General features: G+C 71.1%; 21 protein-coding genes, 1 pseudogene and 1 riboswitch. Of the genes and pseudogenes, 15 read left to right on the forward strand and 7 right to left on the reverse strand.

All coding sequences use genetic code 11. The features are described from left to right. Window positions 1-8 precede the first annotated feature (8 nt). From ACZ4AA_RS08750 to ACZ4AA_RS08775, 6 genes are read left to right on the forward strand one after another with little or no spacing between them, the layout of a single operon-like run. Complete coding sequence (locus tag ACZ4AA_RS08750) at window positions 9-920, forward strand: phytanoyl-CoA dioxygenase family protein (protein ID WP_467597700.1); 912 nt, start codon at window positions 9-11, stop codon at window positions 918-920. Further along, window positions 907-3,402 (forward strand): amino acid adenylation domain-containing protein, encoded by a 2,496-nt coding sequence (locus ACZ4AA_RS08755; RefSeq protein ID WP_467597703.1) that lies wholly within the window; start codon window positions 907-909, stop codon window positions 3,400-3,402. The genes ACZ4AA_RS08750 and ACZ4AA_RS08755 overlap by 14 nt, the downstream gene beginning before the upstream one ends. After that, on the forward strand, window positions 3,399-4,412 hold the full coding sequence (locus ACZ4AA_RS08760) for a zinc-dependent alcohol dehydrogenase (RefSeq protein WP_467598903.1): 1,014 nt from the start codon (window positions 3,399-3,401) through the stop codon (window positions 4,410-4,412). The genes ACZ4AA_RS08755 and ACZ4AA_RS08760 overlap by 4 nt, the downstream gene beginning before the upstream one ends. Next, on the forward strand, window positions 4,409-5,488 hold the full coding sequence (gene argC, locus ACZ4AA_RS08765; protein ID WP_467597706.1) for an N-acetyl-gamma-glutamyl-phosphate reductase: 1,080 nt from the start codon (window positions 4,409-4,411) through the stop codon (window positions 5,486-5,488). Before ACZ4AA_RS08760 ends, argC begins: the two co-directional genes overlap by 4 nt. Before the next feature lie 5 nt (window positions 5,489-5,493). Beyond that, window positions 5,494-6,660 (forward strand): phosphoglycerate kinase, encoded by a 1,167-nt coding sequence (gene pgk, locus ACZ4AA_RS08770; RefSeq protein ID WP_467598906.1) that lies wholly within the window; start codon window positions 5,494-5,496, stop codon window positions 6,658-6,660. Continuing rightward, a complete protein-coding gene (locus tag ACZ4AA_RS08775; RefSeq protein WP_467598909.1) occupies window positions 6,650-7,777 on the forward strand; it encodes an iron-containing alcohol dehydrogenase in 1,128 nt (375 codons plus the stop codon). The genes pgk and ACZ4AA_RS08775 overlap by 11 nt, the downstream gene beginning before the upstream one ends. Window positions 7,778-8,117: 340 nt before the next feature. Here the strand turns inward: ACZ4AA_RS08775 and ACZ4AA_RS08780 are convergent, their stop codons facing one another. From ACZ4AA_RS08780 to ribB, 7 genes and pseudogenes are all read right to left on the reverse strand, one after another. After that, window positions 8,118-9,710 carry an amino acid adenylation domain-containing protein gene (locus ACZ4AA_RS08780; RefSeq protein ID WP_467597708.1) on the reverse strand — a complete coding sequence of 531 codons (1,593 nt, stop codon included), beginning with the start codon at window positions 9,708-9,710 and terminating at the stop codon, window positions 8,118-8,120. Next, window positions 9,697-10,020, reverse strand: a complete 324-nt coding sequence (locus ACZ4AA_RS08785) for a hypothetical protein (RefSeq protein WP_467597711.1) — start codon at window positions 10,018-10,020, stop codon at window positions 9,697-9,699. Before ACZ4AA_RS08785 ends, ACZ4AA_RS08780 begins: the two co-directional genes overlap by 14 nt. A gap of 47 nt (window positions 10,021-10,067) precedes the next feature. Continuing rightward, window positions 10,068-10,448: an isocitrate lyase/phosphoenolpyruvate mutase family protein gene (locus ACZ4AA_RS08790; protein ID WP_467598912.1), complete on the reverse strand. Its 381-nt coding sequence runs from the start codon at window positions 10,446-10,448 to the stop codon at window positions 10,068-10,070. 29 nt (window positions 10,449-10,477) lie between these two features. Next, window positions 10,478-11,737 (reverse strand): MFS transporter, encoded by a 1,260-nt coding sequence (locus ACZ4AA_RS08795; RefSeq protein WP_467597714.1) that lies wholly within the window; start codon window positions 11,735-11,737, stop codon window positions 10,478-10,480. A 119-nt stretch (window positions 11,738-11,856) separates the two neighbouring features. Further along, window positions 11,857-13,131 carry an ATP-grasp domain-containing protein gene (locus ACZ4AA_RS08800; RefSeq protein WP_467597719.1) on the reverse strand — a complete coding sequence of 425 codons (1,275 nt, stop codon included), beginning with the start codon at window positions 13,129-13,131 and terminating at the stop codon, window positions 11,857-11,859. 3 nt (window positions 13,132-13,134) lie between these two features. Beyond that, complete coding sequence (locus ACZ4AA_RS08805; RefSeq protein ID WP_467597722.1) at window positions 13,135-13,377, reverse strand: phosphopantetheine-binding protein; 243 nt, start codon at window positions 13,375-13,377, stop codon at window positions 13,135-13,137. 248 nt (window positions 13,378-13,625) lie between these two features. Further along, window positions 13,626-14,279, reverse strand: a pseudogene (gene ribB, locus ACZ4AA_RS08810) (3,4-dihydroxy-2-butanone-4-phosphate synthase); the annotation flags it as partial. A gap of 288 nt (window positions 14,280-14,567) precedes the next feature. Further along, window positions 14,568-14,698, reverse strand: a riboswitch (FMN riboswitch). A gap of 317 nt (window positions 14,699-15,015) precedes the next feature. On the opposite strand from ribB, the gene ACZ4AA_RS08815 reads away from it, so the two are divergent. From ACZ4AA_RS08815 to ACZ4AA_RS08855, 9 genes are all read left to right on the forward strand, one after another. Beyond that, window positions 15,016-15,357 carry a hypothetical protein gene (locus tag ACZ4AA_RS08815; RefSeq protein WP_467597725.1) on the forward strand — a complete coding sequence of 114 codons (342 nt, stop codon included), beginning with the start codon at window positions 15,016-15,018 and terminating at the stop codon, window positions 15,355-15,357. A gap of 195 nt (window positions 15,358-15,552) precedes the next feature. Further along, on the forward strand, window positions 15,553-16,572 hold the full coding sequence (locus ACZ4AA_RS08820; RefSeq protein ID WP_467597728.1) for a zinc-dependent alcohol dehydrogenase: 1,020 nt from the start codon (window positions 15,553-15,555) through the stop codon (window positions 16,570-16,572). 57 nt (window positions 16,573-16,629) lie between these two features. After that, window positions 16,630-17,439 (forward strand): LLM class F420-dependent oxidoreductase, encoded by an 810-nt coding sequence (locus ACZ4AA_RS08825; RefSeq protein WP_467597731.1) that lies wholly within the window; start codon window positions 16,630-16,632, stop codon window positions 17,437-17,439. A gap of 89 nt (window positions 17,440-17,528) precedes the next feature. Then, entirely contained in the window at window positions 17,529-18,707 is a 1,179-nt protein-coding gene (locus ACZ4AA_RS08830; protein ID WP_467597734.1) for an MFS transporter, read from the forward strand. 338 nt (window positions 18,708-19,045) lie between these two features. Continuing rightward, a complete protein-coding gene (locus ACZ4AA_RS08835) occupies window positions 19,046-19,630 on the forward strand; it encodes an ABC transporter permease (RefSeq protein ID WP_467598915.1) in 585 nt (194 codons plus the stop codon). Window positions 19,631-19,714: 84 nt separating this feature from the next. Continuing rightward, window positions 19,715-20,737, forward strand: coding sequence for an ABC transporter substrate-binding protein (locus tag ACZ4AA_RS08840; protein WP_467597737.1), 1,023 nt, complete (start codon window positions 19,715-19,717; stop codon window positions 20,735-20,737). Window positions 20,738-21,364: 627 nt separating this feature from the next. After that, window positions 21,365-22,357: a dihydroxyacetone kinase subunit DhaK gene (dhaK, locus tag ACZ4AA_RS08845; protein WP_467597740.1), complete on the forward strand. Its 993-nt coding sequence runs from the start codon at window positions 21,365-21,367 to the stop codon at window positions 22,355-22,357. An 89-nt stretch (window positions 22,358-22,446) separates the two neighbouring features. After that, the gene (gene dhaL / locus ACZ4AA_RS08850; RefSeq protein WP_467597743.1) at window positions 22,447-23,046 is read left to right on the forward strand and encodes a dihydroxyacetone kinase subunit DhaL; all 600 of its coding nucleotides are present in this window, start codon (window positions 22,447-22,449) and stop codon (window positions 23,044-23,046) included. Continuing rightward, a complete protein-coding gene (locus ACZ4AA_RS08855; protein ID WP_467597746.1) occupies window positions 23,039-23,455 on the forward strand; it encodes a PTS sugar transporter subunit IIA domain-containing protein in 417 nt (138 codons plus the stop codon). The genes dhaL and ACZ4AA_RS08855 overlap by 8 nt, the downstream gene beginning before the upstream one ends. Window positions 23,456-23,458 lie beyond the last annotated feature (3 nt).

Consider the following 23,458-nt stretch of genomic DNA (forward strand, 5'->3'; position numbering starts at 1 on the left):
GATCCAACATGATGCACGTTTCGACCATGCGCGACTCCACCTTGGTGACGCAGCGCGAGCGCGACTGGAAGTCGCTGACGGAGGAGCAGTTCGAGAGTTACGAGCGGGACGGGTACATCCACCTCAAGGGCGTCTTCAACCAGGACGAGGTGGCCCGGGGCCTCGAACTCATCGACGACGTGGTCGCCAAGGGCGCCCCGACGATCGAGAACCATGCGAGCTTCACCGACCGCAGCCACACCGTCCGCGTCCGCGACGCGGTCAGCCGCACCACGGAGATGGACTACTTCCTCGACCACCCCAAGTTGGTCGGGCCGCTGATGTCCTTGCTGAACGGCAGCGTCCAGATCCTGGGGACCGAGATATTCGTCCGGTCCCTCCAGGAGGAGGCCCTGGAGTACTGGCACACCGACGGCGGCGAGTACCTCCAGCGGATCCAGCTGACCCCGGGCAGCCCCGGCCTCCAGGTCAAGGCACAGATCTTCTTCACCGACGTCACCGAGTCCGACAGCGGCAACTTCCTGCTGATCCCCGGCAGCCACCGCAAGCTGCCGACCAGCAACAATGCGCTGTGCTACATGGAGGATCTGGACGAGCCGCTGCGCCGCGGCGTGCTGCCGGACGACGCCATCGAGGTCAAGGCCGCACCGGGCGACGTGCTCCTCTTCCCGTACTCGCTCTGGCACGCCGTGGCGCCGAACACCCGCCGTGAGCGGAAGACGTTCATCCTCCGCTACGGCCAGCTGTGGCACCGTCCGCACGACTACTTCAGCCAGCCCCAGGAGATCCTGGACCGCATGTCGCCCCGACTCCGGCGCATGTTCGGCGACTTCGGCGGCGACGCGCACCCCACCGACTACTACAAGCCGGTCGACCAGGGCGACGTCATGGCCACCGGAGGCACCTATGGCCAGCACTGACCCACTGGTCGGTGCCCGCAGCCTGACCGACCTGTTCGCCAGGTCGGTCAGGCTGCGAGGCCAGGCCGCCGCCCTCTCCGAGAGCGGCCGGGAGATCGCCTATACCGAGCTCGACGAGGCGTCGGACGCCGTCGCCGCGCTGCTCGCCGACGCCGGGGTGGGCCGTGGCGACCTGGTGGGCGTGCTCCTGGAGCGTTCCCACCGGGTGCCCGGTTGGATCCTCGGCGTCCTCAAGGCGGGAGCGGCCTACGTACCGCTCGACCCGACCTATCCCCGCGAGCGGCTGCACTACATGGTCGCCGACGCCCAGGTGAAGATCCTGGTCGGCGACCCGGAGCAGGCGGCCGCCTGCGGACTGGACGGAGCCGAGGTCGTCGACCCCCGCATGCCCTCGCCCGCCGTCGCACCCGCCGTCACGCCGGAGCCCCAGGACCCGGCGTACGTGATCTACACCTCGGGGTCCACCGGGCAGCCCAAGGGCTGTGTCGTGACCCACGCCAACGTGCTGGCGCTCCTCGAAGCCGCGCTGCCGCTGTTCGACTTCGGACCGCAGGACCGCTGGTCGCTCTTCCACTCCTTCAGCTTCGACTTCTCCGTCTGGGAGCTGTGGGGGCCCCTGGCCACCGGCGGTACCGCCGTGGTGATTCCCACCGCGGCGGCCCGTGCGACCGAGGACTTCCTGCGGCTGCTGGTCGACGAGGGTGTCACGGTGCTCAACCAGGTACCCTCCGTCTTCCGGTTCCTGGCCCGTGAGTACGTCGACCGCGGCGCGCCCGAACTCGCCGTGCGCTATGTGATCTTCGGCGGCGAGAACGTCGACCTGGACCTCGTCAGGGTGTACACGGACGCAGCCGGGGACCGGGCACCGGAGTTCGCCAACATCTACGGCGTCACCGAGACCACCGTGTTCACCACGGGCAAGAAGCTCACACCCGAGGACCTGGCCGGCGCCGTGCGCTCGCCCATCGGCGTACCGTTCCCCCATCTGTCGGTCCGACTCCTCGACGAGGACCTTGCCTTGGTGCCCGACGGCGAGGCCGGCGAGATGTGGGTGGCCGGTACCGGGGTGACGGCGGGATATCTGAATCGCCCGGAGCTCACCGCCGAGCGCTTCCGTACGTTCGACGGAACGCGCTGGTACCGCACCGGCGATCTCGCCCGTCGGCTGCCGGACGGCGCCCTGGAGTACCTGGGACGCAACGACCAGCAGGTCAAGATCCGCGGCCACCGGGTGGAGCTCGCCGAGGTGGAGGAGGCGCTGCGGGCCGACACGGCCGTCCGCGACGCGGCCGCCGCGGTGACGTACGACGCCGACGGCACCGCCGTGCTCGTGACGCTGGTGGTCCCGGCGGGCGACGGCGCCTTCAGCGTCGCCGCGCTGCGCCGCCACGCCCGCGCCACCGTGCCCGCCTACCTGGTGCCCAACCGCTTCCTGCGGGTGGACACGCTGCCGCTGAGCCCGTCCGGCAAGCTGGACCGGCGCGCGGTCCAGGAACTCGCCGAAGCCGGCGGTGCCCCGCTGCCTGCGCCCGCCGTTGCACGCACCCGGGTGCTGGTGGTGGATCCCATCCACGAGAGCGCTCTGGCGGAAATGCGCCGCACCTACGACGTCCACGTCGAGCTGCGGCCCCCGGCCGACCGCCTGGTGCAGCTGGTCGAGGACGTCGAGGTCATCGTGGTGCGCAGCGGTGTGCGCATCGGCGCGGACGTCATACGGGCGGCGCCGCGGCTGAAGGTCGTGGCGCGGGCGGGCTCGGGGGTCGACAACATCGACCTCGACGCCGCCGGGGCCGCCGGGGTGGCCGTGTTCAACGTACCCGGCGTCTCCGCGCCGGCCGTCGCCGAACTGGCCCTGGGACTCATGCTGTCGGCTGCCCGCCACATCGTCACGGCCGACCGCCAGGTGCGGGCCGGAGTCTGGAACAAGGCCGCCCTCGCGGGCATCGAACTCGGCGGGAAGACCCTCGGCCTGGTGGGCCTGGGCCAGATCGGCTCGCGCCTCGCCCAGTTGGCGCACGGCATGGGGATGCGGGTGATCGCCACCGTCGACCGGGACACGCCCGAGCGCCGGTTGGAGCTGCGTGGGCGGGAAGTCGAAACGGTGGTCCTGGACGAGCTGTTGGCCACCGCCGACGTGGTGTGCCTGGCCGTCCCGCTCACCGACCGTACGCACCACCTGATCGACGACCGCGCACTGCGGGCCATGAAGCGTTCGGCGCTGCTGGTCAACATCTCGCGGGGACCCGTGGTCGACGAGGAGGCCCTGTACCGGGCGCTCACCGACGGCGAGATCGCGGGCGCCGCACTCGACGTGGTGGCCGAGGAGGGCAACCCGGGCCGCCTCGCCGAGCTGGACAACGTCGTGATCACGCCGCACATCGGCGCGATGTCGGCGGACTCCCAGGAACGCATCGGCCGGATTCTCCTCGACTCGCTGCACGAGGTGCTCGCCGGAGGGAAGGTGGCCACCTCGTGCCGATGAACAGCGCCGTACTCACGGAGTTCGGGCGGATCGAGTACCGGAGCGGTCCCGTACCCGCCACCGACGGGGAGGAGCTCCTGGTCCGGGTGCTCGCCACCGGCGTGTGCGGGTCGGACCTCGCCACGTACCGGGGCGCGCACCCCTACAAGACCGCGCCGGTCGTCCTCGGACACGAGCTGTGCGGCGTCGTGGAGCGGGCTGTGGGCGACTTCGCCGTCGGCGACCTGGTCTGCGCGGCTGCCTACACGCACTGCGAGAGCTGCGACCGGTGCGCTCAGGGGCTCACCAACCTTTGCCGAGACAAGCGGAACCTGTGCCACCTGGGGTGGGAGGGGTCCTTCGCGGAGTATGTGACGCTCCGGCCGAACATGACCTTCGTCCTGCCCTCGGGGCTCGAACCGGAGCTCGGCGCGCTCGTCGAACCGCTCTCCATCGGCCTGCACGCCATCCGGCTCGCCGGCCCGGCGCCGGGGCGCACGATGCGCATCATCGGATCCGGCAACATCGGCCTGGCCTGCCTGATCGCGGCACGCCGGCTCGGCTTCACCCGGATCACCTGCACCGACCTCGGCCAGGAGAAGGGCGTACGCGCCCTGGCTCTTGGCGCGGACGCGTACGCCGACGTCCTCGCCCCGGCCACCCCATCCGCCGACCCGTCGGCCGAGGCGGACGTCGTCGTGGTCGCGGCCGGCCACCCAGGCGCGCTCGACGAGGCGGTCGGCGCCGTGCGGGCCGGCGGCACCGTGATCGTGGTCAGCTTCTTCGACGGCCCCGTGCCACTGGCGGCCAACGCCCTCGTCGGCCGGGAGGTGACTGTCATCGGCTCCTCGTTGTCGACGGCCGCGGACTTCCGCACCGTGATCTCCTGGCTGGCCGCCGGGGAGATCGACCCCCGCCCCATGGTCACGCACCGCTTCGCGCTGGCCGACACCGCCGAGGCCATGAGCCTGATGGCCGAGGGCAAAGCCACCACCGGCAAGATCATCCTCACTCCGCGAGGTAACGCATGACGCTGCATATCGGCATTGTGGGAGGCACCGGCTACGCCGGCGGCGAACTCGCTCGGCTGCTGCTCAACCATCCCGGTGTCGGCTCCATCACGCCCACGGCCCGGGGCGGGGAGGAGTTCGACCGGGTCCACCCCAATCTGCTCGGCTGCGGGCTGAGCTTCGTCGACGTGGATGAACTCCGGCGCCGCGCGGACGACCTCGACGTGGTGTTCTTCTGCACCCCGTCGGGCGAGGCGATGCGCTCGGCGGCCTTCTTCCTGGACCGCGGGGTGAAGGTCATCGACGTCAGCGCCGACTTCCGCTTCCGCGACCCGCAGCGGTACGCAGAGGTCTACGGCGCGCCGCACGCCGCCCCCCACCTGCTCGACGAGGCCGTCTACGGGGTGACCGAACTCCATCGCGAACAGGTCGCCGGAGCCCGGCTGGTGGCCAACCCCGGCTGCTACGCCATCACCACCGTGCTCGGACTGACTCCCCTGCTGCGCAGCGGCCTCGCCGACCTGGACATCCCCGTCCATCTCGCCGCCGTCAACGGCACCACCGGGGCCGGGAACAAGCCGCTCACGGAGGTCATGCACGCCGAGGCGTTCGGCTCCATGCTCCCGTACAGCCTCGAAGGGCACCGCCACGCCCCGGAGTTGGAGAATCATCTCGCGCCGCTGGCCGGCCGGGAGTTGTGTGTCGACATGACCACGGCGCACGGCAACTTCGCCCGGGGCATCTACATCCAGGCGAGCCTGGCCGTCCGTCAGCAGGAGCGTGTGCGGACCGACCGGGCCTCGCTGCTGGACCTCTACGAGCGCCACTACGCCGACGAGTTCTTCGTCCGCGTCAACAGCGCACCGAAGAAGGCCGGGCTCAACGCCAAGGAGTACGGCGTCTATCCGAGTCTGACCGCCGTCACCGGCTCCAACTTCTGCCACATCGGCGTGGACTACGACGCGGCCCGGGGCTTCGTCAAGGTGATCGCCGTGACCGACAACCTGGTCAAGGGCGCGGCCGGATCCGCGATCCAGAACATGAACGTGATGTTCGGCCTCGACGAGCGGACCGGCCTGTGCCACTACGGGCTGTGAGGACCATGCGGCTGCTGCGCGACCATCCCGTCGTGCCCGGAGAGCGCTGGGTCTACTCCGCCGGCTTCAACGTCGGCCCCGCGCTGACGGACACCGGCCGGATCGACACCGAGCTGGACGACCTGCGCGGCCTGGCCGCGGCGGGTGCCCGGGTCGCGCTCCTCAGCCACCAGGGCAGCGCGAAGGACGGCACGGCCCGGCACCTGGACTATCTGGCCGGGTACCTCGGCCGGCGCCTGGGCCGAGAAGTCCGCTATCTGCCGGAATGCTCCTCGCGGCAGGCCCAGATCTGGGCGGCGGAGCTGCGCGACGGGGAGATCGCTCTGTTCGGCAACGTCCGGCTGGAGGCGGGCGAGGAACGCGGCGACCGCGAACTGGCCGCCGCCCTCGCCCGCCTGGGCGACCGGGTGGCGGTCGGCGGATTCTCCAAAGCACACCGCCGCCACGCCTCCAACGTCGGCATCCTCGACTTCCTGCCGGGCTACGCGGCCTCCAGCCTCCTGGGTGAAACCGAGCTGCTGCGACCGTGGGCGGCCGGTGGCGGGGGGGCCGGTTCGGTGGCCGTGCTGGGCGGCGTCAAGGCGGAGAAGACAGTGGTGGGGCTGGAGAGCCTGACGCGCGCGTACGACGTGGTGATCCCCGGCGGGGTGGTGCTCAACACCCTTCTGGCGGTCAGCGGTTACGCCATCGGCGGCTCCGATCTGGGCACCGAGGCCGAGCGCTGCGCTGCCGTGGCCCGCACCGTACTCGGCCGCCGGCACCGGGCCCGCATCCACCTCCCCCGTACGGTCCTGATCACCGGACCCGAAGGCGCCACCCGGACCGTGGGCGTCGAGGAGGGCGTCCCGGACGGTTGGGCCATCGTCGACTTCGACCTCGAACGGTGGGCGGTGGACGCGGTACGGGAGGCCGGCCGGGTCCTGGTGGCCGGTACCCCCGGCCGACACGCCGAAGGAAACCACCGCGCCGCGGCAGCGGTGCTCGGCGCCCGTGAACCCGGTGAGCCGCACACCCTGCTGCTCGGCGGCGACACCGTCGCGGAGCTTCCCTGGACCGGTCCCCGGTCCACCGGCGGCGGCTCCGCACTGCACTACCTCGCCGACGGCACCTGCGCCGTCATCGAGGCTCTTGAGGACAACCGGAAGAAGGGAGTCGGTGACCATGCGGCTTGAGTTCCCCGTACCCACGCACGTGGTGTTCGGGAGCGGCACCCTGGACCAGGTCGGCGCGCTCTCGGCCCAGTGGGGCGGGCACGCGCTGATCGTGTGCGGGCGCACCGCGATGCGCCGCTACGGCTTCCTGGACCGGGCGGCGGATTCGCTGCGCCGGGCGGGCCTGTCGGTGACCGTCTTCGACAAGATCAGCGCCAACCCCCGGTCCGACGAGATCGACGAGGCCGTGGGGCTGGCGAAGTCGCGGTCCTGCGATGTCGTGATCGGCCTCGGCGGCGGCAGCGCCATCGACGCGGCCAAGGCCGTGGCCGTGGCCGGCTCGTACGACACCGTGCGCGACCTCATCGGCGAGACGCTCGCCGCCTCACCGTCCGCCCTCCCCGTCATCGCCGTGCCGACGACGGCCGGCAGCGGGTCGGAGGTCACCAAGGGGGCCATCGTCACCGACGTGGTCCGGGGCTTCAAGTCCGGCATCCGGGGCGACGACATCTTCCCCAAGGTCGCCATCGTGGACCCGGACCTGACCGCGCCGCTCCCGGTCGCGGTCGCCGTCGAGACCGCCTTCGACGCGCTCGCCCACGCGATCGAGGGCTATGTGGCGGCCCGCGCGACCGACGAGAGCCGGTCTCACGCGCGGCACGCGATCGCGCTGATCCGCGACCATCTGCCCCTGGTCGCCGCTGGGAACACCAGCCCGAAGACCCGGGAGGCGATGGCCCACGCCGCACTGCTCGGCGGCGTCAACGTCGCCTGTGCGAGCACCTGTCTGCCGCACCGCCTCCAGCAGGCGATGGGCGCGGTCCGGCGGATCGACGTACCGCACGGCAGGGGCCTGGCCCTGCTCTACCCTGCCTGGCTGCGCACCGTCCAGCCGCACGCCAAGGACGGCTTCGCCGACGTCGCCGAGGCCCTGGGCCACCACGACATCCACCAAGCCGTCTCCGGTGTGCTGGACACGGCGGGGTTGGCGACCGGACTGGAGGGCTGGGGGTTCACCTCACGCGACATCGACACGTTCGTCGACGGCATCAGCGGAAATCTCGACAACGATCCCACCCCGGACATCGACACCGACCTCATCCGGCACATCTACGCGGACTCCTTCCGCACGCCGTAGGACGCACCAAGGCGGCGGGTACTGTCCAGCTCTGGCGACCAGTCACACCGCAAGCCTCCGGCCGGACCAGAGGTCAGGCCGGAGGCTTGCGGTGGACGGGCTCAGGCAGGCGCTCACGGCAGGTTGGTGCCGTCCGTGGCGCTGCCCTGTTATCTGAGCAGTGCCACCCGAGCCCCAACAGCAGCACGAGGTAGGCGAGTTCGACGTCGATCCGGCCGGTGTCGGCAAGCGCCGGACCGACGTGAAGCCGACTGAGCAGATCCAGCGCCGGCCGGGCCGCAGCCGCTGCTCGGAGAGCAGCGGCGGTCGGCGAGGGCGATGTGCCCGCCGACCGCCGGCATCAGCCCGAAGGCAAGCTCCGCGACCGCCCGGCAGAGACCGCGGGGACGTCGAGAGCGGTCCCGCCCGCCTCGGCAGCGCACTCCGCGAGAGCACGCCGGTCGAGTTTCCCGGACGAGGTCAGCGGCAGTTCGCCGACGCGGTGGAACCGGTTGGGCACCAGGTGCGCCGGCATGGTCGTGCGGGCGTGCCGGCGCAGGGCCGCCACGTCCAGTTCGCCGGGCTCGGCCAGGACGACCAGGGCAGTGAGCAGGTGGTTGCCGATGCCGTCGCGGGTGACCAGCGCGGCGGCGTCCGCGATCTGCGGAGCGGCCCTCAGACCGGCCTCCACCTCGCCGAGTTCGACCCGGTGTCCGCGCAGCTTGACCTGCTGGTCGTTGCGGCCCAGGTAGGCCAGCCGCCCGTCGGGCAGTCGTCGCGCCAGGTCGCCGGTGCGGTAGAGGCGGCGGCCGTCGATGGTGCGGAACCGCTCGGCGGTGAGCTCGGGCCGGTTGAGATAGCCGGCGGCGACTCCCTCGCCCGCCACCCACATCTCGCCAGCCTCGCCGTCCTCGACCAACCGCAGTGCGTCGTCGCGCAGTTCGATGGACAGGTGGGGCAGCGGGCTGCCGATGGGAGAACTGACCTCCCCGGCCAGGTGCTCGGCGGTCAGCCGCAGATGAGTGGCGTGCACGGTGATCTCGGTGATGCCGTACATGTTGACCACCTCCGGCGCGGGCGCCGGTGCGGTGGCGAGGAACGCACGGACCACGTCGAGGTCGACGCTCTCGCCGCCGAAGACCACGTACCTCAGGGCCGAGGCGGGGGCCCCCGAGTCGGCGTACTCCCTGCTCAGGTGGCGGAAGGCGGACGGGACCTGGTTGAGCACCGTGATCCGCTCGTCGGTCAGCAGCCTCAGGAACTCCTCGGGTGCGCGGGCGGTCTCGGCGGGTACCACGACCGCAGTACCGCCGGTGGCCCACGCGCCCCACAGCTCCCAGACGGAGAAGTCGAAGGAGGCGGAGTGGAACAGGGTCCACCGGTCGTCGCCACCCAGGTCGAACAGCGGCAGACTGGCCCGCAGCAGGGCGAGCACATTGCCGTGGGTCACCACGCAGCCCTTGGGCAGACCGGTGGATCCGGAGGTGTAGATGACGTAGGCCGGATCATCCGGACAGGGCGGTGCCGCGGGGGCGGCCACGGACACCGGGCCGGCCTCCGGGTCGATGACCGTCAGCCGGTCCAGCCCGCAGACCGCAGCCCGGTCGGGGTCGCCGACCAGGGCCGCGAGCCCGGCGTCGTCGGCCATGTACCGGAGCCGCTCCGCCGGGTAGGACGGATCGAGCGGCACATACGCCGCCCCGGACTTCAGCACACCGAGGATCCAGGACGGTGCTCGCGGGGAGCGCTCCAGGAGCACTCCCACGAAGTCGCCGCGGCCGATGCCGGCCGCGGTGAGAGTCGCGGCCACGGCCTCGGCCGACCGTCCGATCTCGGCGTAGCCGACCTGCCGACCGTGCCATGCCACCGCGGGCGCGTCACCGCGCTCGGCGGCGACCCCGGCGAACAGCTCGGGAAGCGAACGCGGGTCCGCCGGCAGTTCACCTCCCGCCATGGCTGCCACCGACTGCCATCACGTCGCCCTGGTCCAGCAGGCGCTGAAGGTACTCTCCACCGTCGGTGTGCCAGTACTCCAGGGTGTCCTCGACCGCGGCGGAAGAGTGGGCCGTGCTGAGGACGAAGCGGTCCCGGTCCGGGTCGTCCGGTCCGCCGCGCAGCACGCCGAAGTACAGTGCGCGGAGGATGTCCATGGCGGACAGGTCCGCTCCGATGTGGCCGGTGCCGGCCGTGCTGACGGTGGTCAGCGCGAGTGCTCGGGCCCGTGCGCCCTGATGGCGCACCAGGGCCGCGTCCTGCGACGACAACGTGTGGTCCCTTCGCTGGTCGGATCGCGGTTGCGGAGAGCCGGCCATCAAGCCGTGAACTCCTGCCACTGGTCGAGCTGCCGGAGTTCGAGGACGTCCTTGACCCCGGTGATGCCGTCCTCCGGGTGGGCCGAGTGCCCGGTCTCGTAGATCGAGCCGAGGGCGGCCCGCAGGGAGGTGACGGTGGCCCGCAGTCCCTGGTTGGCGTACACCTGCTTGGAGTGCATCAGCACGGCGCCGGCGTCCGCGTAGACGGCGCAGCGCTTGAGCGCCTCGTCGACGCCGAGCCCACTGATCATGGCCTGGGTGCGGGCGATGACGAAGAACTCCCCGTGGCGCTGGGCCCTCTTGGCCGTCTCGGTCTTGTGGGCGAAGTCGCCCACGTCGAGCGGGCTGTGGTCGGCAGCGTGCGGCGGAAGGAGGGACAGCTACCGTGGGTGGGATTCACCTGGTGCTCCTACGACGAGGGCGTGGGGACAGGGCTCGGATGCTCACCTGACGGTTTGCCACGGGCAAAGGCCCACATGGCGATGAGGCCGGAAATCAGGAACACGGCGGCCAGCAGCAGCCAGCCGGCGGTGCCCATGCCGAGCGGAAGCATGATGACGAGGGCGGGTCCGAAGAACTGCTGGAGGCCTCGCCCGAGTCCGAACACCCCCTGGTACTCGCCCATCCGGCCCTCGGGCGGAAGGGCGAAGGACAGACCCCAGCCGCCGGCGGACTGGGCAAGCTCGCCGATGGTCATCACGACCGTGCCGGCGATCAGGAGGACGACGGTCCAGATGGTCGTGGTGCCGCCCGACCCGGCGAACAGGCAGCAGGCGATCGCCATCAGCAGGCCGGCCCGCAGCAGCAGGCGGCCGGAGCCCGCCACGGTGTCCGACCCCTTGCCGACGGCGACCTGGAGCAGGACGACCAAGACGGTGTTGACCACGGTCAGCACCGCCACCAGGGCGACCGGCGCGTCGGTGCGGTTGACGATCCACAGCGGTACGCCCACGGCGAGCACGGGCTGGAACAGCTCGAGGATCCCGGTGAGCACGGTGGCCAGCAGGAACCTGCCGTCCCGGAAGGCCGTCCAGGAACGCTCCGTGGCCGGCACCGCCTCAGGACCGCTCGGCCGCAGCCGTAGCACGAGGATGCCGCAGGCGAGCTGTAGCACCGCGTTGACGGTCACCACCAGGACGAAGGCGGCCCGCGAATCGGTGGCGAGGGCGACTCCCGCCAGTCCCGCCCCACCGGTGAAGCCGAGGTTGAACAGACTGCGCATACGGGCTCGGACATTCGCGGACCTGGCGGAGCCGAACAGGGCATGGGTGAGGGCCGCGCGCAGCGGACTGCCGACCGTCTCACACACGGCGATGGCGCACGCGACGGCCGCGAACGCGGCGATGTTGTCGACGAACGCGTAGCCGACGAAGAGTACGGACAGCAGGATGTAACTCGCCGCCAGCGGCCGGCGGGCGCCGAACCGGTCCGCGATCCTGCCGCCCGGGACGGTGGCGAGGAACCCGCAGAGACCGGCCACCGACATGGCCACCGAGACGCTCTCGGCGGACAGACCGACGGTTCTGGTGAAGAAGATGGCGCCGGACGTCAGGAAGAGGCCGGTGCCGAGCGACTGGGCGAGTGTGAGGACACCCATCCGGCGCTCGGCGCCGGGCGCCGGGACGAGATCTTTCAGGAACCCGGTCGCGGCCGAGCTGAGGGTGGGCATGAGCCTTCCAGGGTCAAGGGCGGAATGGAGATGACGGAACATCGGAACGGTTCGGTCGCAACGCCGTTCACCGGCCGGGGTGGGGCCCGGCGGACGGGTCCGGAGGAACCGGGGCCGCCCTACGGGTTGACGAGCAGGTCCTGGGCGGTTCGCAGGACGCGCCGCCCGTCGACGGTGAACTCGTACGCGAGACGACCCCTCACCTGCTCCACCAGCGCGATCATGTCGTGGTGGTCGTCGGCCGAGCCGTATGTCATGTCGAGGAGTGCGGTGCCGGTGCCACCGGCGAGCAGGGTGCCGGGCCGCACAGCGGGGCGGTAGACGGTGATCCCGGGGAGTGCCCGTACCTCCGCGGCGCCGTCGACACGTTCCAGCAGGCCGCCGGAGGTGGGTCCGGGTGTGTAGCACTGGAAGTGGACCCGCTCCGGACGTACGGGGGTCAGCGGGACGCTGCGTCCCAGGGCCAACTCGCCTCCGAGGGCCAACTCGCCTGCCAGGGCGACGAGATCGAGCCCTGCGGCACGTGTGGCCAGGTCGGCCTGGTACCCGCCGAGCCTTCCGTTGACCTCGATCAGGCGGGGCCCGGCGGGCGTCAGTTTGATCTCCGTGTGGACCAGGCCGTGGGTGACACCCAGTGCGCGAAGTGCGCCATCGGCCAGAGCGACCACTTCGGCCTCCTGCTCCGGCGGCAGGGGCGCGGGCCAGAACTGGCCCGACTCCCGGAAGGGAGGTGCCAGAGGCAGCTTGCCCGTCACCGCGAAGTGACGCGTGCCCTCAGGTGTGACGGCGCTCTCCACGGAGACATAGTCGCCGAAGGGGGCCCAGTCGGCCCCTTCGAGGAACTCCTCGACCACCAGAGCCGGTTCGGCGCGCAGGAACTCCTCGATCACGGCGGCGCCGCGGTCGGGGTCCGTCACCCGGACCGTGTTCCGGCTGCCTTCGCCACGCACCGGTTTGACCACGGCGGGCAGACCCACCTGTGCCAGTGCGTCCGGCCATTGTCCGGCGGTGGTGACGACCGTGCTGCGGACGGCGTCCACGCCGGCCTCGTGCAGCAGGCGCCGCTGAACGGATTTGTCGGTCAACCCCTTGACGGTTTCCGGGGAGTTGAACGGAAGATCGAGCCGTTCCGCAAGTAACGCGGTGTCGGTGAGCATGCGTTCGCTGAAGGTCAGGATGCCTTTGGCCCCAACGGCGCGCAGACGGGCGACGACGGCGTCGTCCCCGTCGGCCAGCGGTACGAGACCGGCGCAGTTCTCCTCCAGGAGCGGGCGGACCTGGCGGGCGTGCCCGGAGTCCGCGAGCACCACCACCACGGGCTCCGATGTGCGCAACCGGCCGATGATCTCGCGCGGCGAGGCCGCACCCTGGTCGTAGACGACAACGATAGCCATCGGTCAGGCACGTTCGAACAGTTGGGGATCCTCGACCGCCTCGGCAAGCTCGCGGAGCGTACTGCGGCGCAGAACTGCGGACCGCGGCATCGCGAGGCCGGACTCGATAGCGCGGGTGGAAATCGCCACCGCCGGCAGTGCATCGCCGCCAAGGTCGCAGAAATCGGCGGCGACATCGTCGACCGAAATACCGAGTACTTCTTCCCAGATTCCTCTGGGTATTTCTATGGCGCCCTTGTCGAGCATGCCGGTTCCCCCCCTGACTCGTGGTCGCTTTCGAGTATTGAATGCTCAACGGCGCAATGTCAAATACCACGACAATTCTTGGTGAATTCATCAAGATTCGCAATTCGGAGCACGCCGGAAGGAGGCCCGGCAAATGCTTTTTGCAAAACATCTGCGGGCCTGCCGGGCCCGTGGTCCTTCCTCGTGGCACCCCCCGTCGGTCAGCCCAGGGCCGCTCCCGGCCGAGCCGAGCACACGGGGGGCGGCCCCTCGGACGGCCGCAGATGGTCGATGAGGGCGGCGACGGAGATCAGGGCAAGTCCGTGACGCTCGGCGAAGTCGCGCAGCTCCGGGAGCCGGGCCATGGTGCCGTCGGAGTTGGCGATCTCGCACACGGCCGCTGCCGGGCGCAATCCGGCGAGCCGGCAGAGATCCACACCGGCCTCGGTGTGACCGGGCCGCACCAGCACGCCGCCGTCACGCGCCCGCAGCGGGAAGATGTGTCCGGGTCGCACGAAGTCGCCGGGTGAACTCCTGCGTTCGGCCAGCAGACGGAGGGTCAGCGCTCTGTCCGCGGCGGAGATCCCGGTGCTGATGCCGACGGCGGCGTCGACGGAGACCGTGAAGGCGGTGCGGTGGCTCTCGGTGTTGCGGGGAACCATCTGATCCAGCTCCAGCCGGTCCAGATCGTCTCCCGGCATCGGGGCGCAGAGCAGGCCCCGGCACTCGGTCATGGCGAAGGCGACCAGCTCAGGGGTGGCCAGCTCGGCTGCGAAGACGATGTCGCCCTCGTTCTCGCGGTTCTCGTCGTCGACGACGACGACCGCCCGGCCGGCGGCGATCTCCGCGACCGCGTGGTCGATCGGATCGAGGGGCTGCACGCCCCTGGCGGTGGGAGACAGCATCGAATCGGTAGTGGTCATGCCCGTGGTCCTAGCGTTCGGTGGAAGCGAGGTCGGGGCGCGAGGTCGGCCGAGCGGGCCCCGCGCACCTGGAACTCGGCGCTGCGGCCGGTCGGGCGGGGTTGCGCGGCGGCAGGGGCACTGCCCGGTAATCGGCCCATCGAAGTCTCTCCTCGCGCTGGCGGCGCGGACTTCCGGGGCCTGAGACACACGACGAGCGCAAGGGCACGTGACACTTTCCCGTCGGGGCGCCACAGTCCCCGTGAGGACGTGCGGAACTTCCACAAGGATCGGGAAAGACCCTGCTCGCCGCGCACTGCCTCCCTTCCGGACTTTCACCGTCGGTCCAGGAATTTCACCTGGTCAACCGGCCGCTGGAGGCGGTCGGGTCGCGGACTGTAACCGCCGGTTCGGAATTTCACCGACCCCGGAGTGCGCAAACGTTCGTGATAACTTCCGTTAACCTTGCACACTCCGCGTGATCTTGACAAGGCATTGGCGAAATCGAGTCATTGTGGCCTGCGTCACGCATCGCCCGACAGGCGAACGGCACGCCGTTTCAAAAGAGTTGCCAACGTCTCGCGGCTGTGTCTACGATCCGCACGCCGCTAACCAACCGTCAATAACGGTCAGATCGGCGCCGGTCGCCCGCTTCGACGAATACGGGGCTGCGAGGCGAGTTCGGCCGGCCGGCGAAGCGGGCATTTGGGGTCCGCGCAATGTCGGATCCGTGTCAGCACGGGGGATCAACACTTCAATGCGCAACAATTCTGAGGGCGCGCTGCGTGCGGCCGAGCCCACCGACAACGAAGCCGGGACCGCGGAGCCTGGCCGGTTCGCACCCGGCACGACCGTCCTGCACCGGGAAGTCCTCGGCGGACGGACATGGTCGAGCTACCTGGTCCGGGTGGTCGCCGACCGATCCGATCCGCTCGCGGTGCATCTGGCGCACGGCACCCGGCTCTCCTTCGGTGAAGGGGACTTCACCCGGGGTCCCCACCCCTGGCACGACGTGGCCGACCAGGAGTGGGCGCAGTGCCAGCCTCCGGCCGGCCGGGAGACACCTCCCGTGTGGACGGGTGCTCCCACCGCTCGCTGACCGCGCGGTCCCGAGCCGCCTCCGGCATGCGCCGCGCAGAACTCCCCCGCGCCGCAGGACGGCTGGAGCCCACATCCATGAGCGAAGTCCCCCGGCTCTGCGGGACCGCCGGTCCGTCGGGCAGCCCCCGTTGCACCTTTCCGCGGTTCTCGGAACGCCCCTCACAGCACAGCACGACGAAAGGAACCAAGCTCCATGCGCATCGCGTTAGTCACCTCCCCCGGCTCGGTGGAGATCAGTGACACCCCGGTCCCCGAGATCGGCGAGGACGACGTGCTCGTCAGGATCGCGGCCTGCGGCCTGTGCACCATGGAGGCCAAGCTCTACACCGGGGAGATGCCCGTCTACCCCGTCGCCGCCGGGCACGAGGTGTCCGGCCGCATCGAGCGGGTCGGTGCGCGTGCCGCCGCCCTCGAGGACGCGCCCGCCGTGGGCGACCTGGTCACCCTCGACCTGCTCACCCGCTGCGGCACCTGCCGCAACTGCCGCGCCGGCGACAGTGCCGTCTGCGCGTCACCGCAGGGCAGCCTGCTGCCGGACGGCAGCATCAGCATGGGGGCGGGCCTGTCCGAGTACGTCCGGGTGCCGGCCGCTCACGCCTGGCCGGTCGGTGACGCCGACCCCGTGCACGCCGCGATGGGCGAGCCGCTCGCCTGTGTCGTGCACTCCTTCCGCCGGGCCGCGTTCCGGCCCGGTGACCGGGTCGCCGTAGTGGGTGCCGGGTTCATGGGGCGTCTCCATCTGCTGCTCGCCCAGCACGAGCAGGCCCGGTCGGTCACGGTTGTGGAGACCGACGCCGAGCGCCGGCAGGACGCCCTCGCGGCCGGTGCGGACCAGGCGGTCACCCCGCAGGACGCCGGCGAACTGCCCTCCGCCGACGTCGTGTTCGTCACCATCGCTTCCCCCGAGGCAATCGCCACGGCGTTCCGGGCAGCCGCCGACGGGGCCCGGATCGTCCTGTTCGGCGGCTCGCACGACACCCAGGACGCCGTTCTGCCCGGCTACGAGGTGCACCGCCGACAGCTCACCGTCACCGGCTCCTACAGCCAGGAACCCGCCGACTGGCGTACTGCCGCCGCCTTGCTGCGCAGCGGCGTGCTCGCGGGCCGGCTGGCGCCGTTGATCACCTCCCGCCATGAACTCGGTGATGTGGAGAAAGCGCTGGTCGAAAGCTCCCGGTCGCCGGTCTACCGGGTCTTCGTCGAGCCACGCTGACCCACGCCGACCGAGCCCCGCCTGCCAAGCCAGGCACGCCGTACCAGGAGACACCCGATGATCACCTCCCCCACCAGCCGCCTCGCCCTGCGGATCGGTGCCCAGCTCCACCCGCAGCACTGCGACCTGCCCGACCTGCGCGCCGCATGGCGCGCCCTCGACGACCTCGGTGTCGACTCACTGTGGACGTGGGACCACTTCATACCCCAGACCGGCGATCCCCAGGGCCGCCATTACGAGTGCTGGACCCTGCTGGCCGCCATGGCCGTCGAGACCCGGCAAGCGACCATCGGTTCCCTGGTGACCTGCACCGCCTATCGCAACCCGCACCTGCTCGCCGACCAGGCGCGCACCGTCGACCTGCTCAGTGGCGGCCGGCTGGTGCTCGGTGTGGGCGCCGGCTGGTTCGAGCAGGAGCACCAGGAGTACGGCTACCCCTTCCTCGGCCCGGGCGCCCGGATCGACGCCCTCGAAGCATCGGTGACGGCGATCTGTGAACGTCTGGGCCGCCTCAATCCGGCACCGGCCGGTCCCCTGCCGCTGCTGATCGGCGGCGGTGGCGAGAAGCGCACCCTGGCGGCCGTCGCGCGGCACGCCGACCTGTGGAACTGGTACGGCTGGGACTCCACCGACCCGGTGGCCGAGTTCCGCAGCCGCAACGGCCTGCTCGACCAATGGTGCGAGCGAATCGGCCGCGATCCCCGCGAGATCGGCCGCACCGTCATGATCGACACCCCGCAGACCGGACTGGCCGAGGACTTCGCGGCGGCCGGCGCCACGGAGATCATCGTCTCGCTCCCCGGTCCGTTCGACCTCGCCCCGGTCCGCGAACTCCTGCGCCTGCGTGACGCGTTGGCCGCGCAGTGACCGCGGCCCGGCGAACCGGCCGGGTCGGGAGGTCGGCGGCGAACGCCGAGCCGGCGCCCGAGCGTCTCGGCGGGCTCTTCCACGCGCTCATGACGGGGCTGCTGGTGTCCAGCGCCGGCATCGGCCTGGTGTTCCCGTTGACCAGCATCTTCATCAGCGACCAGCTCGGGCTGGGCGGTGTGGGCGCCGGCGGCTACTTCGTCGCCATGGCCGTCGCCGGATGCGTCGCCGCGGTGATCGGCGGTCCCCGGGCTGACCGCGGCAGCCCGGCGGCGGTCGGAGCCATCGGCACGTTCTCGCTCGTGCTCGCCTACGCGTTGCTGGGCGCCGCCCGCGGCATGGCACCCGTGACCGCATCGGGCGTGCTCGCGGGCATCGGCTACGGACTGCAGTACGCGGCGATCACCGGCGTGGTCAGCGCTCTGGTCCCCACCGCGCTGCAACGCCGGGCCTTCGTCCTGCGCCATGTCATGACCAACGTCGGCATGGGAGCGGGCGCCACCTGCGGCGGTCTGCTGCTCGCCGGTGCCGCCCGCTCGACGGGGGCACTGCGGCAGATGTACGAGGCGGGCGCGGCAGGCTCGGTGCCGCTGGTCTTGGTGTTCCTCGCGGCGCACCGGGTGCACCACGCCCGTCCCGCAGGTCCGTCGCCCGGGTCACCTCCGGGGGGCGACAGCTACCGCGCGCTGGTACGCAGCCGACCGCTCATGCTGCTGCTCCTCGGTCAGGCCTTGTTCGCCGCGGCGGGCTTCACCCAGATCGAGGCCACCGTCCCGCTGCTCCTGCATCACGGTATGGGCATCGGTCTGACCGGAGTCAGCATGGTGACGGCGGGCAACGCCTTCGCGCTGCTGGTGCTTCAGCACCCGGTCGGCGCACGCTGCGAACGGCTCCCGGAGTCCACCGCGCTGATGGCGGCGCCGCTGCTGTGGTGCGCGGCGTTCGGCGCCGGCGCACTGGCCACGGCCTGTGACCCCGGCACCGTGAGAACGGCCCTGCTGGCGGCGTTCGCCACCCTCTTCGCGCTCGGCGAGATCGCGTACTCCTCGGCGTTCTTCCCGCTGCTGGTACGACTGTCCGGCCCGGCCTCGCTCGGCCGGGGCAGCGCGCTGTCCTCGCTCGCCTGGAGCGCCGGTACGGCGGCCGGGCCACCTGCGGGCATCGCGGTCGTGACGACGACCGGCACCACGGCCGGCTGGCTGGCCCTTGCCGCGGGGGCTGTGGCCATCTGCGGCACAACGCTCCCGCTGCGCCGCCGAGAGCCATGAGCGCACATCGACCGCCGGGCGACGCAGTCCACAGAACCGACCGCCCCACCGCAGGGGAGACGAAAGGAGCAGCAGTGCCACAGCCGAAGAGCACGACCGCGGCCCCGCGGCCCACTGCCGACCGCCCCGCACGAACGACCGCGTCGCCCGTCCCGGCCGGACGGCCGAGGAGCCGGACGAGGGGGCGGACGGGCACCGTGCTGCCACCGCTGGTTTTCGGCGCGTTGCTGCTCGGCGTCTGGGAGGCGGTCACCAGGACGGGAACGGTGTCAGCGTTCTTCCTGCCCGCGCCGGGCACGGTCGCCCGGGGGTTCGCCGACGCGGTGGCGCAGGGCGGGCTGCTCGACTACACCTGGCAGACCGTCGTGGAGAGCGCGGCCGGCAGCGGCCTGGGCATCGTGGCCGCCCTTCCGCTCGGATACCTGATGGCCCGCAGCCCGCTCGCGGCCAAGGCCGTGCAGCCGTACATCGCCGCCTCGCAGGCAGTGCCCGCCGTGGCACTCGCCCCGCTGCTCGCCCTGTGGGCCGGGTACGGACTGCTGCCGATCGCCATCCTCTGCGCGCTGATGGTCTTCTTCCCGATGTTCGTGAACACCGTGCTCGGCCTGCGGGAACTGGACCCCGACGTGCTGAACGCGGCCCGGATCGACGGCGTCGGCCACTGGGGAATGCTGCGGCACATCGAATTCCCGCTGGCCCTGCCGAGCATCCTCGCCGGAGTGCGTACCGGCTGCACCCTGTCGATCACCGGGGCGGTGGTGGGCGAGTTCGTCATGGGCGGCGAGGGGCTCGGCCAGCTCCTCGCCGTCCAGCGCGGCCAGGCGGACTCCGTCGGACTTTTCGTCACGCTGCTGACCCTCACCCTGCTGGCCGCCGTCGCCTACGGCACGGTGCGCCTGGCCGAGCTCGCCGCCGAACGCTAGCGCCCGTGCCTCCTGCGGCGCTGCCGACAAGCCAAGACCTCTTACGACAACGCACGACACGACACGAACAGGACGCCAATGCGCATGCGCAAGATCAGCAGACGATCCGTGGGGGCTCTCGCCCTGGTACTGGCGGGCAGCGCCGTACTCCCCGCCTGCACCACGGACCCCACCGCCTCTGAGCCCGCTGACGGCAAGACCCTCACGGTCGGCCTCACCTACATCCCGAACATCCAGTTCGCTCCCTTCTACGTGGCCGAGAGCAAAGGCTTCTACAAGGACGTCGGGCTCAAGGTGAACCTGCATCACCACAGCTTCACCGACGACCTCTTCGGCGGCATGACGGCCGGCAAGGAGGACGTGGTCTACGCCGGCGGCGACGAAATGTTGCAGGCCCGGGCCAAGGGCGTGCCGGTAGTGGACGTCGCGACGCTCTACCACACCTACCCGGTGGCGATGCTGGTGCCGCAGGACTCCCCCATCCGAACGGTCCGGGACCTGCGCGGCCGCCGCATCGGCACTCCCGGCCCGTACGGCGAGACCTACTTCGGACTGCTCGCACAGCTGAAGGCGGGCGGGCTCACCACCAAGGACGTCAAGGTCCAGAACATCGGCTTCACCCAGCAGGCCGCCCTGGCCGGCAAGAAGGTGGACGCGGTCATGGGCTACCTCAACAACGACGCCGTCCAGTTCCAGCAGGCGGGGATCAAGGTCCGCCCGGTGGAAGGCACTTCCGGCACGGCGGCGCTCCCGCTGGTCGCGGCCGGGCTCGGCGTCACGGAGAAGACGCTGGGCCGGCAGGGCAAGGAGGTGCGCAAGTTCGTCGCGGCCACCCTCCGCGGTGCGCAGTACGCCCTGAAGCACCCTGACGAGGCGGTGAAGATCAGCAAGACCTACATACCGGGGATGAACAGCCAGAAGCAGCAGGACTCCGCGCTCGCGGTCCTCAAGGCCACGACGCCGCTGATGAAGCCGCCGGCCTCCGGCAAGCCGGGTCACAACGATCCGGCGACCTGGACCAGGATGGCGAGCTTCATGAAGGAGCAGGGTCTGCTGGACAAGCCGGTGACCGCCACCGGCGCCTTCAGCAACGACTACCTTTCCTGATCCGTCACGTGGCCGGTCCGGCGGGGGTACCCCGTGTCCCCGCCGGACCGTCGCCAGGATGACCGGCGAGTTGCCGGACAGCCAGTGATCAAAACCCCGCGGGTCGCAGAGACGGCGGAAGCCGTCGTCCGTCCCGCCGGCGAAGCCCTCCGCTGGTGATCAACCGGGGCGAATACCTGTCCGACCACCCAACTGTCTCTGGGGGCCTACAGCAACCTCTGAGAAAGGACCACGGCTCCTCGGGACGAGCCGCGGTCCGACCAGCGCCCCATGGAGACGGCCAGGAGCCCCCACCGAGGAGTCGATCACCGCCCGGTACCCGGTCCAGCTCGCCCCCGCCCCAGACCTAGAAGCCGGAGACCGGTTCGAGTACGCGCGTACATTCCCGAGCGTCCGCCCGCGTGACCTTCGCTACCGCAAGGTCAATACTGCAAGGGACAGCACTCCCGCCGACCCCCGTCCCACTCATCCGACAGGCCGTCACGAAAGTCAGCATCGGGTCAGCACGAGTACCGCCGGAGCCCGACAACGAGCGCCATGAAGCGCCAAGATCAAGAACTATCGACATCAGGCTTGACCAGCGAAAACGCGCCACGAACCCTCTGTTGATCTCACCGGGAGGTACCCATGAAGATGCTCATCAACGTGGCGGAGACGGTGGTGGCGGACGCGCTGCGGGGGATGGCGGCGGCGCATCCGGAGCTGACGGTGGACGTCGACAACCGTGTGATCGTCCGCAGGGACGCGCCCGTCGCCGGACGGGTCGGCCTCGTCTCCGGCGGCGGGTCCGGGCATGAGCCGCTGCACGGCGGATTCGTGGGCCCCGGGATGCTGTCGGCGGCCTGCCCCGGTGAGGTCTTCACCTCCCCGGTGCCGGACCAGATGCTGCGGGCGGCCGCCGCCGTGGACAGCGGCGCGGGCGTCCTGTTCATCGTGAAGAACTACACCGGCGACGTCCTCAACTTCGACATGGCGGCCGAGCTGGCCGAGGACGAGGGCATCCGGATCGCCAAGGTCCTCGTCAACGACGACGTGGCCGTCACCGACAGCCTGTACACGGCCGGGCGGCGCGGGACGGGCGCGACCCTGTTCGTGGAGAAGATCGCGGGTGCCGCCGCCGAGGAGGGTGCGCCCCTGGAGGCGGTCGAGGCACTCGCCCGCAAGGTCAACGAGAGCTCCCGCAGTTTCGGCGTCGCCCTCAGCGCCTGTACGACACCGGCCAAGGGCAGCCCGACGTTCGATCTGCCGGCCGGGGAGCTGGAGCTCGGCGTCGGCATCCACGGCGAGCCGGGCCGGGAACGGCGCGCCATGATGACCTCGCGGGAGATCGCCGACTTCTCCGTGCACGCCGTCCTGGACGATCTCGCGCCGCGCAATCCCGTACTGCTGCTGATCAACGGCATGGGTGCGACCCCGCTGCTGGAGCTGTACGGCTTCAACGCGGAGGTCCAGCGGGTGCTGACCGAGCGCGGCGTACCCGTGGCGCGCACCCTGGTCGGCAACTACGTCACCTCCCTCGACATGGCGGGCGCCTCGGTGACCCTGTGCGAGGTGGACGAGGAACTGCTGCGCCTGTGGGACGCGCCCGTGCGCACGCCGGGGCTCCGCTGGGGCGTGTGAACCCGGCCGGCGGGCCGGGAACAGCACCCCGGCCCCTGGGCCGTTGAACGGCCATGAGGTCAACTCTCGTACCACGCAAGGAGAATTCCGTGCTCGACGCCGATTTCTTCCGCCGCTGGATGACGGTGACCGCCGCCTCGGTGGACCGTGAGGCGGAGCGGCTCACCGACCTGGACTCCCCCATCGGTGACGCCGACCACGGCAGCAATCTCCACCGCGGGTTCGCCGCCGTGGCCGCCGCGTTGGAGAAGGACCCCCAAGACACCCCCGGCGCCGTTCTCACCCTCGCCGGGAGGCAGTTGATCTCGACGGTGGGCGGAGCGTCCGGCCCGCTGTACGGCACCCTGCTGCGCCGGACCGGCAAGGCGCTCGGGGACGCCGTCGAGGTCAGCGACGAACAGTTCACGGACGCGCTGCGCACGGGCGTGGACGCGGTCATGGCGCTGGGCGGTGCCGCGCCCGGCGACAAGACCATGATCGACGCCCTGGTACCCGCGGTCGACGCGCTCGCCGAGTCGTTCGCGGCGGCGAAGTCCGCGGCAGAGGAGGGTGCCGCGGCGACGACACCCCTCCAGGCCCGCAAGGGCCGGGCGAGCTATCTGGGCGAGCGCAGCATCGGGCACCAGGACCCTGGCGCCACCTCCTCGGCCCTGCTGATCGCGGCACTCGTGGAGGCGTCCGGTGAGTGACTCCGTCAAGCGGCTCGTGGGCATCGTTCTGGTCTCGCACAGCGCCGCCGTCGCCGCGTCCGTCGCCGAACTGGCCACGGGCCTGGCCGGCGGCGGCACGGTCGCGCCCGTCGCGCCGGCGGGCGGCACCCTGGACGGGCGGCTCGGCACCAGCGCGGACGTGATAGCCGCCGCGGCGGCCTCCGTGGACCGCGGCGCCGGGGTCGCCGTGCTCACCGACCTGGGCAGTGCCGTGCTCACCGTCAAGGCGCTGCTCGCCGAGGGCGACGAACTCCCGGGCGGCACACGCCTGGTGGACGCCCCCTTCGTCGAGGGCGCGGTGGCCGCGGTGGTCACGGCCTCGGCGGGCGCCGACCTCGCTGCGGTGGAGGCGGCCGCGGCGGAGGCGTACACCTACCGGAAGGTGTGACCG

This window comes from Streptomyces sp. NPDC024698 (assembly GCF_055559015.1).

Bases quoted from the DNA above. Each gene is read 5' to 3' on its own strand.
- ACZ4AA_RS08750 (WP_467597700.1), top strand. From the start codon at position 9: ATGATGCACGTTTCGACCATGCGCGACTCCACCTTGGTGACGCAGCGC.
- ACZ4AA_RS08755 (WP_467597703.1), top strand. From the start codon at position 907: ATGGCCAGCACTGACCCACTGGTCGGTGCCCGCAGCCTGACCGACCTG.
- ACZ4AA_RS08760 (WP_467598903.1), top strand. From the start codon at position 3,399: ATGAACAGCGCCGTACTCACGGAGTTCGGGCGGATCGAGTACCGGAGC.
- argC (WP_467597706.1), top strand. From the start codon at position 4,409: ATGACGCTGCATATCGGCATTGTGGGAGGCACCGGCTACGCCGGCGGC.
- pgk (WP_467598906.1), top strand. From the start codon at position 5,494: ATGCGGCTGCTGCGCGACCATCCCGTCGTGCCCGGAGAGCGCTGGGTC.
- ACZ4AA_RS08775 (WP_467598909.1), top strand. From the start codon at position 6,650: ATGCGGCTTGAGTTCCCCGTACCCACGCACGTGGTGTTCGGGAGCGGC.
- ACZ4AA_RS08780 (WP_467597708.1), bottom strand. From the start codon at position 9,710: ATGGCGGGAGGTGAACTGCCGGCGGACCCGCGTTCGCTTCCCGAGCTG.
- ACZ4AA_RS08795 (WP_467597714.1), bottom strand. From the start codon at position 11,737: ATGCCCACCCTCAGCTCGGCCGCGACCGGGTTCCTGAAAGATCTCGTC.
- ACZ4AA_RS08800 (WP_467597719.1), bottom strand. From the start codon at position 13,131: ATGGCTATCGTTGTCGTCTACGACCAGGGTGCGGCCTCGCCGCGCGAG.
- ACZ4AA_RS08805 (WP_467597722.1), bottom strand. From the start codon at position 13,377: ATGCTCGACAAGGGCGCCATAGAAATACCCAGAGGAATCTGGGAAGAA.
- ACZ4AA_RS08815 (WP_467597725.1), top strand. From the start codon at position 15,016: ATGCGCAACAATTCTGAGGGCGCGCTGCGTGCGGCCGAGCCCACCGAC.
- ACZ4AA_RS08820 (WP_467597728.1), top strand. From the start codon at position 15,553: ATGCGCATCGCGTTAGTCACCTCCCCCGGCTCGGTGGAGATCAGTGAC.
- ACZ4AA_RS08825 (WP_467597731.1), top strand. From the start codon at position 16,630: ATGATCACCTCCCCCACCAGCCGCCTCGCCCTGCGGATCGGTGCCCAG.
- ACZ4AA_RS08830 (WP_467597734.1), top strand. From the start codon at position 17,529: ATGACGGGGCTGCTGGTGTCCAGCGCCGGCATCGGCCTGGTGTTCCCG.
- ACZ4AA_RS08840 (WP_467597737.1), top strand. From the start codon at position 19,715: ATGCGCAAGATCAGCAGACGATCCGTGGGGGCTCTCGCCCTGGTACTG.
- dhaK (WP_467597740.1), top strand. From the start codon at position 21,365: ATGAAGATGCTCATCAACGTGGCGGAGACGGTGGTGGCGGACGCGCTG.